Annotated in this window: 12 protein-coding genes and 1 pseudogene; 12 read left to right on the plus strand and 1 reads right to left on the minus strand. The window is 40.2% G+C overall.

The window, feature by feature from the left end; all coding sequences use genetic code 11:
- Positions 1–454: 454 nt before the first annotated feature.
- Positions 455–855 (minus strand): annotated as a pseudogene (locus QRD39_RS01475) (transposase); the annotation flags it as partial.
- A gap of 503 nt (positions 856–1358) precedes the next feature.
- Between QRD39_RS01475 and QRD39_RS01480 the strand changes: the two are divergent.
- The 12 genes from QRD39_RS01480 (at position 1359) to trpB (ending at position 14017) form a co-directional block, all read left to right on the plus strand.
- Complete coding sequence (locus tag QRD39_RS01480) at positions 1359–3707, plus strand: HAD-IC family P-type ATPase (RefSeq protein ID WP_434556759.1); 2349 nt, start codon at positions 1359–1361, stop codon at positions 3705–3707.
- Between the two features lie 94 nt (positions 3708–3801).
- The gene (locus QRD39_RS01485) at positions 3802–4152 is read left to right on the plus strand and encodes a PBECR3 domain-containing polyvalent protein (protein ID WP_004183234.1); all 351 of its coding nucleotides are present in this window, start codon (positions 3802–3804) and stop codon (positions 4150–4152) included.
- A gap of 318 nt (positions 4153–4470) precedes the next feature.
- Positions 4471–4767, plus strand: coding sequence for a lactococcin 972 family bacteriocin (locus QRD39_RS01490; RefSeq protein ID WP_004183233.1), 297 nt, complete (start codon positions 4471–4473; stop codon positions 4765–4767).
- 129 nt (positions 4768–4896) lie between these two features.
- Entirely contained in the window at positions 4897–6924 is a 2028-nt protein-coding gene (locus QRD39_RS01495; RefSeq protein ID WP_004183231.1) for a DUF1430 domain-containing protein, read from the plus strand.
- A gap of 1 nt (position 6925) precedes the next feature.
- Positions 6926–7588, plus strand: a complete 663-nt coding sequence (locus QRD39_RS01500; protein WP_004183229.1) for an ABC transporter ATP-binding protein — start codon at positions 6926–6928, stop codon at positions 7586–7588.
- Between the two features lie 510 nt (positions 7589–8098).
- Entirely contained in the window at positions 8099–8380 is a 282-nt protein-coding gene (locus tag QRD39_RS01505) for a chorismate mutase (protein WP_021146340.1), read from the plus strand.
- An 87-nt stretch (positions 8381–8467) separates the two neighbouring features.
- Complete coding sequence (gene trpE / locus QRD39_RS01510; RefSeq protein ID WP_285955414.1) at positions 8468–9823, plus strand: anthranilate synthase component I; 1356 nt, start codon at positions 8468–8470, stop codon at positions 9821–9823.
- Positions 9820–10386, plus strand: coding sequence for an aminodeoxychorismate/anthranilate synthase component II (locus QRD39_RS01515; RefSeq protein WP_037599218.1), 567 nt, complete (start codon positions 9820–9822; stop codon positions 10384–10386). Before trpE ends, QRD39_RS01515 begins: the two co-directional genes overlap by 4 nt.
- Positions 10387–10475: 89 nt before the next feature.
- Entirely contained in the window at positions 10476–11480 is a 1005-nt protein-coding gene (gene trpD / locus QRD39_RS01520) for an anthranilate phosphoribosyltransferase (RefSeq protein ID WP_008535345.1), read from the plus strand.
- Positions 11477–12244: an indole-3-glycerol phosphate synthase TrpC gene (gene trpC / locus QRD39_RS01525; protein WP_060934069.1), complete on the plus strand. Its 768-nt coding sequence runs from the start codon at positions 11477–11479 to the stop codon at positions 12242–12244. Before trpD ends, trpC begins: the two co-directional genes overlap by 4 nt.
- The gene (locus QRD39_RS01530) at positions 12231–12812 is read left to right on the plus strand and encodes a phosphoribosylanthranilate isomerase (RefSeq protein WP_285955415.1); all 582 of its coding nucleotides are present in this window, start codon (positions 12231–12233) and stop codon (positions 12810–12812) included. The genes trpC and QRD39_RS01530 overlap by 14 nt, the downstream gene beginning before the upstream one ends.
- Complete coding sequence (gene trpB, locus QRD39_RS01535; RefSeq protein ID WP_285955416.1) at positions 12809–14017, plus strand: tryptophan synthase subunit beta; 1209 nt, start codon at positions 12809–12811, stop codon at positions 14015–14017. Before QRD39_RS01530 ends, trpB begins: the two co-directional genes overlap by 4 nt.

The raw sequence follows: 14017 nt of genomic DNA on the forward strand, positions 1-14017 counted from the left end.
AGCAGTATTGCTAATTTACATATATTTCATAAAAACTTCTCCCCATTTTAAAGAGCGTCCCCTTTACTTACGCTCTACCCCTATCTTACAAATCAAAATATCGGTATGATAACCCTATCCCAATACCATATAGTACCAAGCACCAACACGTAATCGTATAAAACTCTCCCCAAAAGAGTTGAAAGATTACAATCAAGTTGGCTTCAAGTTACTACTACCAATATTCCCTATTCATATAGACGCTATAATTATAACATGTTATTTTTATTTTTCAACCTTTTTTCAATTTTTTATAATTTTAATGTATGTGACAACTATTATAATGAAGTCGTTTGAATTAAACACTCCTACTTAACAAATACTAATCAAATGATATTTATCTATATTTTAATAAATAATAATTAAACACCCTTTGGCTTTTAAATGGATTTGCATAAAAAAATCAGAATTCCTATTAAAATTCTGATTCAGAATGAAGACAAACATCGTTTTTGATGTTTGTCTTTTTTTATATTCACACTTAATTCTCCCATAATCCAATAATATTGAGGTATTTGAATAAAATAACAGGTCTTCCCTACCATCATTTTTACCAATTTTTTGATATTTAGACATGCCAAAGTAAGCCCAACCTTATCTTCCATTTTGGACTTTCCTTTTTCTCTGGTATAACGCAAGTTATGATATTCTTTTAGCTGTTCCGAATAAACGTTCTATCGTTTCTTTCCGGTGTTGGTACCGTTCCTTCATCCCACTTTGATGACGGATATCTTCACAGATTTCTAAGGCATCTTTCCAAATATGACGCACAACAACTTTTTGGTGCTGGCGACTTTCAGTACAAATCGCTAACAAGGAGTACCTCATCAAATACCTTTTCTTGCTTCGAAGGAGGTATTTTTATACCTCTTTTTGTTCACTCTTCAATTATGCTGTCACTGTCCATTTACTGTCCTATATTGTGTAAAATATATAAAAGTTGTTAAGTTTACTAGTAGTTAAATCCCTTGAAATCAGTATTTATGATGATAACAAGCCTAAAAAATTCTTGGAACAAGTTTTGCATGTTCATCATAATATTTTCTAGATTCCTTTCATACCAAGGGTTTAGCCCCTGTTTGTTAAATATGATGCCTTATTTTGCCTAATAGAAGAGGCAGTCAAAACCTTTTATCAATCTTCAGTGGTTGTTTAATTTACTTTATCAAAGTAGGTTTAATTAGAAACGCTAATCCTACAGAGTGCTTTTGGGTTTATTGGCCTGAATGACAAAGTGGAAAAAATATGCGATTTAATGGGCCTATTTCCTTGGGATTTATGACGGCTAACTTTTGAAAACACCTCGTTTTTATGCTACTATGAAAGTTATGAACAGACAGTTACAAGGCTTGACTCAGATGGAGGTCAAGCGGCGGATAAATGCCGGAAAAACAAATCATTTTAAAGCAAAAACTGGCTCCAGTAATTGGGAGATTTTTAGGCGTAATGTCTTTAACTCCTTTAATATGCTCAATTTTGCGATCTTTGTGGCCTTGATTGCTGTGCAGGCCTGGTCCAATCTCTTTTTCTTCGGGATTATTGTGCTTAATGCTTTTACGGGGATGATGACGGAGTTGCGTGCCCGTCGCATGATTGATAAGCTCAATCTCATGAATAAGGATCAGATACGTGTGGTTCGTGATGGTCAGGTTTCTGCTATTGATCCTCAAGATATTGTCTTGGATGACCTGATGCTTCTATCTGCGGGTGAACAAGTGCCTAGTGATGCTAAGGTTGTTGATGGAATGGCTGAGCTGAACGAGGCTATGTTGACTGGTGAGAGTGATCTCATTCTCAAAAAGGATGGGAAGGAGCTGCTATCAGGTTCTTACCTTGTGAGCGGTCAGGTCTATGCTAGAGTCATTCATGTAGCTGAGGACAATTACGCCAATAAGCTCATGCTAGAGGCCAAAACGCACAAGCCAATCGTGTCTCGTATCCTCTATAACATGGATAAGATTGCCAAGTTTACAGGGAAGATTGTTATACCATTTGGTCTGGCTCTCTTTTTCGAGGCTTACATGATTAAGCAGCTTTCTCTTCAAGAGTCGGTCGTTACAAGTTCGACGGCGCTTTTGGGCATGTTGCCTAAGGGAATTGCCCTTTTGACCATTACCTCTCTTTTGACGGCTGTCATTAAGCTTGGGATGAAGCATGTCTTGGTGCAAGAGATGTACTCTGTTGAAACTCTAGCACGTGTGGATGTGCTTTGCCTGGATAAGACAGGGACGATTACGCAAGGTAAGATGACCGTTAAAGGTCTAGAGCTCTTGTCTAAGCGCTACACAAAGGAGGAGTTGGAAGGTTTGCTGGCGGCTTACATGCAGCATAGCAAGGATAACAACTCAACGGCCCAGGCTATTCGTAATGCCTATGAAGGTCTGGAAAACAACTATCAGGTTGGCGATATTATTCCATTTTCAAGTGATCGTAAATGGGGTGCTATGGTTATTGAAGGGGTTGGAACTCTCTTTTTAGGTGCACCTGAGATGTTACTTAAGGAAAACCCTCAAGCAGTAGAACAGGCGCAGGCACGTGGTTCTCGGGTCTTGATTTTAGCCTTGAGTCAATCGGGTATTGATACAGAGACCATGAGTTTGCCGAATGACGTTGAAGCCTTGACCTTGCTTGAAATTGCCGATCCAATCCGTGAGGATGCGGCTGATACATTAGAATACTTGCGTTCGCAGGATGTTACCCTTAAGATTATCTCTGGAGACAATCCAGTAACGGTTTCTCATATTGCCCATCAGGCTGGCTTTGTTGATTATCAAAGTTATATTGACTGTTCTAAGGTCAGCGATGAGGAGTTGGAGGCCTTGGCTGAGGAGACAGCAATCTTTGGACGGGTATCTCCGCATCAGAAGAAGTTGTTAATCCAAACCCTTAATGCTAATGGACATACCACAGCCATGACAGGTGATGGTGTCAATGATATCTTGGCACTGCGTGAAGCGGATTGTTCGATTGTTATGGCAGAGGGAGATCCTGCAACACGTCAGATTGCCAACTTGGTCCTTATGGATTCCGAATTTAAGGACATTCCTGAAATTCTGTTTGAGGGACGCCGTGTGGTTAATAATATTGCCCACATTGCACCTATTTTCCTCATCAAAACGGTCTATTCCTTCCTTTTGGGGCTTATCTGTATTGCCAGTATTGTTTTTGGAAAGGCAGAGTACCTCTTGGTCTTCCCATTCATTCAGGTTCAGATGACTTTGGCCGGTCAGTTTATTGAGGGTCTTCCACCATTTGTTTTGACCTTCGAGCGTAATATTCGACCTGTTGATAAACATTTCCTCAGACGTTCGCTCCAGTTGTCTATTCCTAATGCCTTGATGCTGGTTATCAGTGTTCTCATATTCCATCTGTCTCAGGTCTATCTTGGCATGAGCAATACGGACATGCTGACGCTATCGTATTACATGATGGGGTCGACGGGTGTCCTTGCCGTTATTCGTGCTTGTATCCCCTTGAATAAGGGGCGTGTGGCCTTGATTATTTACTCAGTCTTTGGTTTCTTAATCAGCTCTTACTATCTTCGAGATGTGATTGAAATTTCGACACTTAATAGCTACACCTTGCCAATCTATCTGGTAGCAATGGCTATCTGTACACCGCTTTTCTTCTGGATTAGCTACAAACAAGGTGCTTTCCAAAAAACATAAGTCAAAACTCGAGCTTGGTAACAGGCTTGAGTTTTTTTGATACCTCAACAATAGGAAAGACCTTGATGTGTATGAGATGTGGTACAATAGAGACATGAAAACAGTAGGGCACTTGACGCCAAAAGTCATTAAAGCTTTTGATTTGAACTACAAGCCTGGTGAAGAAATCACGCTGTCTGCACAACGTAAGAAGCATATGGAAAAACATCGCCAGGAATTCAGTGATTTTGATGCCACCTATGAGCGTATTCCAGAGATTATTGCTCATCCGGACTATATCGGTCGCCATCCTAATGGTCAGTCCTTGGAATATATCAAACGTATTGATGGTAATGTTCTGGTAGCGGTCAGATTATGTGATAAACTTAATGTCCGTACCATGTTTGTGATTAAAGATTCTAAGCTGAAAAATTATCTAAATGCTGGTAGAGCTAAGAAAATGTGATATAATATAAGTAAGAAATAACAACGAGGGCGGAAGAGGCAGCCGCCGCACCTTCGGGTCTGAAAGAGATGCAGGACTGTCACCCTGCCGTTGTTTATCAAACCGAGAAGTCCCTTTGGGGGCTTTTTTGCGTAGCAAAGGTATCAATTCTTACAAAAATACAAAAAGTGTATTGACAAAAATAAAAAAACTGTATATAATAACTTTAAAAGTAAGCGCTTACTTAATGTAACAGTTGATTTATGAAGGTTTAGAAATGTTATGCATAGTTTATGTCATTTTATTTCCTTCATCGCAATTACTTTAAGGAGAATACTTATGAGAAAAAATATGAAATCGTTAATGGTTTTGGCTCTTGCTGTGACTTCTTTTGGGACTTTGTCTGGAGTTGCTGCAGCTACGCAGTATCCAGGTGGTGGTGTTTGGACTTACGGGGCTTCTAACGGTGGTGCTTTTTCGAATTACTATCATGGTTCGAAATATCATAGTTCAACTGTAGTTAGTCGTTGGACCTCTAAATCTAGTAAGGCCTATGCTTATGCCGGTCAGACTTCGTATGCTTTTATTAAAACGTCTTTTGGCGAGCAGGCTGCCTTTTACTATAACTATAATTAATTAAGTAACGGTGACTAGGTTGAATGTAATATGTCAACCTAGTTTTTGTTTCCTTGTAATGGTTCCATTTTCGACCGTAAACTTTATTTCAATACAAAGATATATAATTGTTCCGTTTAGGAGGTTTGTATGAAACGTGTTTTTATATTCATCTCGACTATCCTGTTTTCTTGCTACTTAGTCACAATGATTGTTCAACAAAATCAGCAAATATCTTTTTCGAGTTATAATGCTGTAGATGTGACTGGTCAGGCTTTGACTGATCATAAGGTATCTAATCGCAAGGAAGTAACAGATGCTTTAACTAATTTAGCTAATGAGCATAATAGCTTAATTGCTAGACGGATTGTTCAACCAAATGAAAAGGGTGAAATAGATTTTCGTTATCAGTTTTACGGACACGTTTCTCCACCTTCTAATTTAAAAAGGGCTTCTCAGGAGAGTGCTGAAGGCAGTGATATAGTTAGTAACTATCTAATTGTCTCAGGTGATTTAAAGGGAGCAGAACTTATCTCGACATTCAGTCAGCTTGGCTATAATGCGGTTGATTTTTCTTCTTATTCAATACTGTCTTTACTTTTAACAATATTATTGAATGAGGTTTCACTTATTAGTTTCGCATTATTTCTGTTGACCTTTGCTTCACTAGTGTTGATTTACCGAATAAAGGATTTAAGGGATGCGGGAATCAAGCTTGTTTCGGGGCAAAGCATGATGAAAGTAATGTTATCATCATTTATCGTTGATTCTAGGCAGTTATTGGTTGCATATTGTTTATCTATTCTTATTGGGGGAGTAGGTTTGTGGCATTTTCGGATTTTGCAATCTTTGCCTATATTACTTTATTTTACAGGAGTAACTTTATATTTTTTTGCGCTATGTTTTATTTCTCTTGGGTTAAGTTTAATATATCTACTAGGGTTAAAAGCAACTTCTTTAGTTGAAGTTATGAGAGGGCGCCTCCCCTTAAGAAGACTTCTAGGAGTGATGTTCTTAGGACAATTCGTTGCAATTGTAGTTGTTGGTATTACTGTAGGTACGTTGTTGAACAGTTATCAAGATTTTGTGCAATTAAATAGTGCTAAAGAAGAGTGGTCTATAAATAGAAATTACTACCAGCTATCTTATAGTTATAGCTCTGCCTTTACACAAGGTAAGGAAGAAGAAAAGCAGAATAAGTCTTGGTATGACTTCGCAAATCGTACTCTAAAGGACGATAAAGGGCTATTTGTAAAAACAAATTTACGTCAGTTCTTAGTATCAAATATAGCTAATGGGGTTAAAATAACAGACTATGTGCCTAATGGGAATACCATTTATGTTTCACCTAATTACTTGGAAAAGCAAAATGTTGGTGTCTCCGATGAATTTTTAGCACAAATGAAAAAACTTAAGCGTGGCGAATTTGGATTAATAATTCCAGAGAAGTTGAAGAATAGTAGGAAAGAGTTAGAGAGTATATATTCAGAATATATGTCAGGTTTCTCAAGTCGTAGTCTAAATCCTCATAGTCATCACTTATTTAAGGTATCGGTCTCTACCGAATTCGTAAAAGATAAGAAAAAGCGTTTTTTGTACAATACAGATAGTGACATACCTATGCAATTCCTTAATGATCCTATTATTGTTGTGACTACACCTGAAGCAATGGGAGATACACCAAGTAGTCAGTTATTTTGGGGAACAGAAGTAGGTTCGGGACTACACATGACGGGCTATAAGGATAGCATTGATTTACTTAAACAAGGTGGTGTTTATCAGTGGGTTTCTTATTTGACTAATAATCGTAATAGCTACTATAAGATTCTTTCAGAGAGTCGTAGTCGCCTTGCTTTTCTATTAATTGGTGTTTTATTAGGTTTATTGACCTCTATACTTTTATTTGACAGTATGAACCTTCTTTACTTTGAGCAATTTAGAAAAGAAATCTTTATCAAGCGATTATCTGGTATGAGGTTTGAAGAAGTGCATTTTAACTATCTTTTTTCACAAATCTGTGTTTTAGGTGTTGCACTTGTGTTTTTGATTTTCTTGACTCATCATTTGATTATGAGTTTACTTATAGTTTCCTTGTTTATTATCAACATGTTTACCATTTTATACAGACAGACGCTTACTGAGAGTAGAACTTCAGTCAGTGTTTTGAAAGGAAAGTAATATGATTGCAATTAAGAAACTAAGCAAATATTTTGGTAAGCGAGTTATTTTTGATGATTTAAATTTATCTTTTGATAAAGGAAAGATATATGCGCTTATCGGAGAAAGTGGCTCTGGGAAAACAACTCTTTTAAATATTCTGGCAAAACTAGAGACTTATGATAGTGGTTCTGTCACTTATGATGGTACAGACTTGAAAGAGATTAAATCTCAAGTCTATTATCGTGATTATTTGGGTTATTTGTTCCAAAACTTTGGGCTTATTGAAAATGATAGTATAAGTTACAACCTGGATTTGGGGTTGGTAGGAAAGAAACTCAGAAAGAATGATATTCAAGAATGCAAAGAAAAAGTGATGAAAGATGTTCATCTGGAACATTTAAATCTTAATCAAAAAATATACGAATTATCTGGTGGAGAAGCACAGCGTGTTGCTCTGGCTAAACTTTTTTTGAAAAATCCTCCTATCATACTAGCTGATGAGCCAACAGCTTCTTTGGATCCTGATAATGCTCAAGAAATTATGGACTTAATTCGATCACTAAAAAATCCAAATCGTATTATTATTATTGCTACCCATAATCCAGGTATTTGGGAACAAGCAGATCAAGTAATTCGATTAAATAAGATTCGATATAACAACTCTAACGACGATATTAGTTAGTTTTAATATCGAGAACCTAGGTTAAGAGGTATTTTGACTTATTCTCATAAGATATCCTGAGGAGATGCAAATACCATATAATGTAAGAAATAAAGTCAGTTGGGTCGTTGAAATTGTCAAAATTAACAGAAAATTCTTGACATCTCTCTAAAAAGGAGTACAATAGTTAGTAAATCAGAAAGTAACTGGTCTTAGATTTTCAGGGAGCCTGCGGTGATTGTGAGTAGGTAATCGAGATGAGCGAACATTGGGCTGATTGGATGATAATGAGAAGGTAATACATATTCTTCTCGGTTGGCACCCCTTACCGTGCAACTCCTTGTTAGAGGAGATAGAGATGATGGTCGTTTTTTGGAGACCATTAACTGAGGTGGTACCGTGTTAAACTAGATTTAATGCCCTCACAGAGTTTTTCTCTGTGAGGTTTTTTGTTTATGGTTATCCCTTGAGATTGGACTTACTCACGTTAAAAAAGTGTTATGATCTTTATTCAATGAAAGGTTGGGTATTATGGATGCATTAAGCGATATTCGAAGTGATATTGATAATATTGATAGTCAGTTAATTCGACTACTGGCCCAACGTCAAATACTTGTGGAAAAGGCAGGGCGGCTGAAGCCAAAAGGAGACAAGGTTGCTGTCCAGGCTAGTGATCGTGTTGCTCAAGTCATAGCTAACCGTCGTAAGGAGGCACTAGAGCTTGGCTTATCACCAGATGTTGCTGAAAGTGTTTGGCGAAGCATGATTCAAGCCTTTATTGCTTTGGAAGAAAATGTGAATAAAGAACAATAAATGATTTGATTTTAGACCAATTGAACCAGTAACAGGGTCTTGTATCCGACTTACTATTCTTGATAAACCAGTTTGAAAGGAAATACTATGAGAAAAATTTTACCAGCCGATACCTTAACACCAATCTTGGCTTATATGCGTGTTCAGGGGGAACACAAGGTTATCCTTGAATCCATTCCTCGTGAGAAGGAAAATGCACGTTTTTCGATTGTTGCCTATAATCCGGTCTTTGAAGTAACCTTCAAGGATGGTGTTCTTTATGAAAATGGTAAGGCGATTGATCAGGATCCTTTCGAATACTTGGACCAAGTTACCGTCAAAGGTATCAAGTCTGACCTCCCTTTTGCAGGCGGTGCTATCGGGTTTGCAGGCTATGATATGATTGGTCTCTATGAAAATATCGGTGAGATTCCCGAAGATACGATTGGAACACCTGATATGCATTTCTTTATCTATGAGTCTTATTTGATTTTTGACCACAAGAAGGAAAAGGTTTATGTGGTTGAGGATAATATCTACTCTGGTCGTGACAACGATGCGGTGCGTCAAGCTCTTGGGCAGGTGGTAACGAGCCTACAGACTCAGGCGCCAAACGAGTTTACGCCTCAAGCCTTGCAAGCCTTGCAATTTTCAAATCATATCGAAAAAGAAGTCTTCATGGATATGGTGGCTAAGGCCAAGAAACTCATTCGTGAGGGAGATATGTTCCAATGTGTGCTTAGCCAACGCTTTTCAGCGGACTTTGAGGGAGATCCTTTGGATTACTACCGTAACTTGCGTGTGACCAACCCATCAAACTATCTTTATTTCTACGATTTTGGAGATTATCAGGTGATTGGTGCTAGCCCAGAGAGTTTGGTTTCAGTGAAAAATGGAGAGGTGGTAACCAATCCGATTGCTGGAACTCGCCCTCGTGGTACCAATGAGGCGGAAGACGCTGCTTTGGCAGATGAACTCTCACATGATGTCAAAGAAACTGCGGAACACCGTATGTTGGTTGACTTGGGACGTAATGATATTGGTAAGATTGCTAAAAATGGTACGGTCAAGGTGACCAAGTATATGGAAGTTGAGTATTTCCGCTATGTGATGCACCTTACCAGTGTGGTTAAGGGACAACTCTTATCGGAATTGACAGCACTGGATGCACTAAAATCAACCCTACCAGCTGGAACCGTATCTGGAGCACCTAAGATTCGTGCCATGCGTCGTATCTATGAGCTTGAGCAAGAAAAACGTGGTATTTATGCGGGAGCTATTGGTTATCTGTCTGCGACAGGAGATATGGACTTTGCCATTGCCATCCGTACTATGATTCTCAAAAATCAAAAAGCCTATGTTCAAGCAGGTGCAGGTGTTGTTTACGATAGTGTTCCTGAAAATGAATTTTACGAAACGATTAACAAGGCGAAAGCTATGACAAGAATAGGAGATGCCCAATGATTTTATTAGTTGATAACTATGACTCTTTTACCTATAATTTGGCACAATACCTAGGGACATTTACAGAGGTAAAGGTCTTGCGTAATGATGATGAGACCCTCTATGAAGCGGCGGAAAAAGCTGACGGGTTAGTCTTTTCACCAGGTCCAGGTTGGCCAGCTGATGCGGGTAAAATGGAAGCCTTGATTAAGGATTTCGCTGGTAAAAAACCGATGATGGGAATTTGCTTGGGGCATCAGGCTATTGCGGAAACTTTTGGCGGTAAGCTCGGCTTGGCTAAAAATGTCATGCATGGAAAACAAAGTAACATCACTTTTGAAACGCCATCACCTATTTTCAAGGATATCGACAATGATGTCCCAATCATGCGTTACCATTCCATCGTTGTTGACCAAATGCCAGAGGGCTTTGATGTGACAGCTATCACAACTGATGATCAAGAAATCATGGCCATTCAGCATAAGGAGCTACCTATTTACGGTTTGCAATATCACCCAGAAAGCATCGGAAGTCCAGATGGGCTTAAGATGGTTGAAAATTTCGTAAAAATCGTTGCAGGCTAGTTGGACAGTCTTTGGACTAGATTTGTCTACGCTCAAAACCTCTCGCGTGCATCAGAAAACATTGAACAGTTTTTAAAAGGAAAACAGATATGAAAGAAATATTCCTACAAATCTCAAACCGTCAAGACTTGTCTCAAGACCAAGTCCAAGCAGTCTTTGACCGCATTCTCAAAAATGAAGTCTCAGAAAGCCAAATTGCTGCCTTCCTTATGGGGCTTAAGACTAAGGGGGAAACAGCAGATGAAATCACAGGTATCGTGCGTGCCCTCAAATCACATGCGACTGTCTTGCCTGAGACCTTCACAGATGCTATGTGTAACTGTGGAACTGGCGGAGACCAGTCTTATAGCTTCAACATTTCGACTACGGTTTGTTTTGTTCTAGCAGCAGGCGGTATTCGTATGGCCAAGGCTGGTAACCGTTCGATTTCTTCTAAATCTGGTTCGGCAGACGTGCTTGAAGCCCTTGGAATCAACGTTGCGGCATCACCAGAAACCCTATCTAAAGCACTTGATGAGGTTGGTTTGGCCTTTATCTTTGCCCAAACCATGCATCCTGCTATGCGCTTTATCGGTCCAGCTCGCCAAGCTCTTGGGATTCCAACGATTATGAACTTGGTCGGACCACTGGCTAATCCGCTTGACCTTGAGACACAACTCATGGGCCTCTACCGTGTGGAATTGCAAGAGATTGTTGCTAATGCTATCCAACAGTTGGGACGTAAACGTGCGGTTATTATCACAGGTCCTGACAATATGGACGAAGCTGCTCTCTATGGCACTAACACCTACACCCTTTTAGAAGATGGTCACATCAGCCAGCACACTTTCACTTATGAAGATTTGGGTATGGAAAAGGTTGAGTTGTCAGATATCACAGGTGGTGATGCTAAGGAAAATGCAGAGATTCTCCTTAGTGTCTTGAAAAACGAAGCCAGCCCTTATCTTGAAACAACAGTGCTTAATGCAGGTCTCGGATTCTTTGCTAATGGTAAGGTTGCGACTATTAAAGAAGGTGTTGAGCTTGCTCGCCAATTGATTGCGGACGGCTCAGCCCTAGCTAAACTTCGCCAACTCCAAGAGGTACAAGTATGAGTAAAACCTTTCTTCCGACAATCTTAGAACAAAAAGAAAAAGAAGTGGCTCAGTTGGTCATGGAAGACTTGCAGCCTTTGCGTCAGACCTATCGTCTTTATGATTTTCTCAAGTCAAATCAAAACAAGCTGCAAATTATTTCTGAAGTGAAAAAAGCTAGTCCAAGTATGGGTGATATTAACCTAGATGTGGATATTGTGGCTCAAGCCAAAACCTATGAGGAAAATGGGGCAGCTATGATTTCTGTTTTGACTGACGAAGTCTTCTTTAAAGGTGATATTTCCTATTTGAAAGAAATTTCGTCAGAGGTGGCTATTCCAACCTTGGCTAAGGACTTTATTATTGATGAAAAACAGATTGTGCGTAGCCGTAATGCGGGAGCGACAGTCATTCTCTTGATTGTAGCGGCCTTGCCAGAAGCTCGTCTCAAGGAGCTCTATGATTTTGCGACTAGCCTTGGCTTGGAGGTCTTGGTTGAAACGCATAATCTACCAGAATTGGAAGTGGCTCATCGTATTGGTGCTGAAATCATCGGCGTTAACAACCGTAATTTGGTCACCTTTGAGACGGATATCAATACCAGTCTTGAAATGTCAGCTCATTTCAAGGATAAACCTGTTTATATTTCTGAGTCGGCTATTTTCACAGGTCAGGATGCTGCCTTAGTTGCCCCATATTTTAATGGGATTCTGGTAGGAACTGCCCTTATGACGGCTGACAATGTGGCTGAGAAGGTCAAGGAGTTGCAAATTGACAAAGGTTAAAATTTGTGGACTATCAACACCAGAAGCAGTGGCGACTGCGGTTGAAGCAGGAGCTGACTACATCGGCTTTGTCTTTGCCAAGAGCAAGCGTCAAGTGAGTCTTGAACAAGCTCACGAGCTAGCTAAAGGAGTGACAGGGCAGACAAAAATCGTCGGTGTCTTTGTTTCACCAAGTCTTGAGGAACTGAAAGAAGCGATTGGTCAGGTTCCCTTAGATATCGTTCAGATTCATGGAACTTTTGATGAAGCTCTGATTTCTCAGATTTCAGCACCAGTGATTCGAGCTATTCAGATTTCGGATAGTGAGTCTCAAGTCAAGAGCCAGGCGGATTATCTTCTCTTTGATGCTCCTATTGCTGGTAGTGGTCAGACCTTTGACTGGCAACTCTTGGCGGACAAACAGATTGAACAGGACTATTTCATCGCTGGTGGCTTGACTGTGGATAATGTGGCAGAGGCCAAGGAAACTTTTCATCCCTATGCCTTAGATGTGTCCTCGGGTGTCGAGACAGATGGTCACAAAGATTTAGACAAGATTAAAGCATTTATAGAAAGAGTGAAAGCATGACATATCAACAACCTGATGCAAAAGGATTTTACGGAAAATTCGGTGGTCAGTTCGTTCCAGAAACGCTGATGACGGCCGTTATTGAATTGGACAAGGCCTATCGTGAGGCCAAGGAAGATCCAAGTTTCCAAGCGGAATTGGATGACCTCCTTAAAAACTATGTGGGCCGTGAGACGCCTCTTTACCACGCCAAACGTTTGACTGATCATATCGGTGGGGCACAAATTTATCTTAAACGTGAAGACCTTAACCACACTGGGGCCCACAAGATTAACAATGCCCTTGGTCAAGTCTTGCTTGCTAAACGCATGGGTAAGAAGAAAATCATTGCCGAAACAGGTGCAGGTCAACACGGTGTTGCAACAGCGACAGCCGCAGCCCTTTTCGACATGGACTGTACTATTTATATGGGTGAAGAAGATGTTAAACGTCAGGCGCTTAACGTTTTCCGTATGGAGTTGCTTGGTGCCAAGGTATTTAGCGTCACAGATGGTTCGCGCGTGCTTAAGGACGCTGTCAATGCTGCTCTTCGTGCTTGGGTAGCTGGTATTGATGATACCCACTACATCATGGGCTCTGCCCTTGGTCCTGCGCCATTCCCAGAAATTGTCCGTGACTTCCAATCTGTCATCGGTCGTGAAGCCAAACGTCAATACGCAGAGATTTCTGGCGGTAAACTGCCTGATGCTGTCATGGCTTGTATCGGTGGTGGTTCAAATGCTATCGGTATGTTCTACCCATTTGTCAATGACGAGTCAGTAGCTATGTATGGTGCTGAGGCTTCTGGTTTGGGGCTTGATACCGATAAACACGCCGCAACCTTTGCCAAAGGTCGTCCAGGTATTCTACACGGAGCGCTTATGGATGTCCTCCAAGATGCTCATGGTCAAATCATGGAAGCTTTCTCTATCTCAGCTGGTCTGGACTACCCAGGGGTTGGTCCTGAGCACTGTTATTTCAACGAAATTGGACGTGCGACTTATGACTCTATCACAGATGAAGAAGCTCTCGAAGGCTTCAAACTTCTATCACGTTTGGAAGGTATTATCCCAGCCCTTGAGTCTAGCCATGCCGTTGCGCTTGCACAAAAAGTGGCAGCTAAGATGTCGCCAGACCAAAGTCTCCTTGTCTGCCTTTCAGGTCGTGGGGACAAGGACGTGATACAAGTCAAAGAACGTTTTGAAGCTGAAGCAGAAGGGAAATAA

This window comes from Streptococcus raffinosi, assembly GCF_030284685.1.
Classification (GTDB): Bacteria; Bacillota; Bacilli; order Lactobacillales; family Streptococcaceae; genus Streptococcus; species Streptococcus raffinosi.

What these genes read in the sequence shown, in the direction of transcription:
- QRD39_RS01480 (WP_434556759.1), top strand. Translation starts at nt 1,359, where the DNA reads ATGAAAGTTATGAACAGACAGTTACAAGGCTTGACTCAGATGGAGGTC.
- QRD39_RS01485 (WP_004183234.1), top strand. Translation starts at nt 3,802, where the DNA reads ATGAAAACAGTAGGGCACTTGACGCCAAAAGTCATTAAAGCTTTTGAT.
- QRD39_RS01490 (WP_004183233.1), top strand. Translation starts at nt 4,471, where the DNA reads ATGAGAAAAAATATGAAATCGTTAATGGTTTTGGCTCTTGCTGTGACT.
- QRD39_RS01495 (WP_004183231.1), top strand. Translation starts at nt 4,897, where the DNA reads ATGAAACGTGTTTTTATATTCATCTCGACTATCCTGTTTTCTTGCTAC.
- QRD39_RS01500 (WP_004183229.1), top strand. Translation starts at nt 6,926, where the DNA reads ATGATTGCAATTAAGAAACTAAGCAAATATTTTGGTAAGCGAGTTATT.
- QRD39_RS01505 (WP_021146340.1), top strand. Translation starts at nt 8,099, where the DNA reads ATGGATGCATTAAGCGATATTCGAAGTGATATTGATAATATTGATAGT.
- trpE (WP_285955414.1), top strand. Translation starts at nt 8,468, where the DNA reads ATGAGAAAAATTTTACCAGCCGATACCTTAACACCAATCTTGGCTTAT.
- QRD39_RS01515 (WP_037599218.1), top strand. Translation starts at nt 9,820, where the DNA reads ATGATTTTATTAGTTGATAACTATGACTCTTTTACCTATAATTTGGCA.
- trpD (WP_008535345.1), top strand. Translation starts at nt 10,476, where the DNA reads ATGAAAGAAATATTCCTACAAATCTCAAACCGTCAAGACTTGTCTCAA.
- trpC (WP_060934069.1), top strand. Translation starts at nt 11,477, where the DNA reads ATGAGTAAAACCTTTCTTCCGACAATCTTAGAACAAAAAGAAAAAGAA.
- trpB (WP_285955416.1), top strand. Translation starts at nt 12,809, where the DNA reads ATGACATATCAACAACCTGATGCAAAAGGATTTTACGGAAAATTCGGT.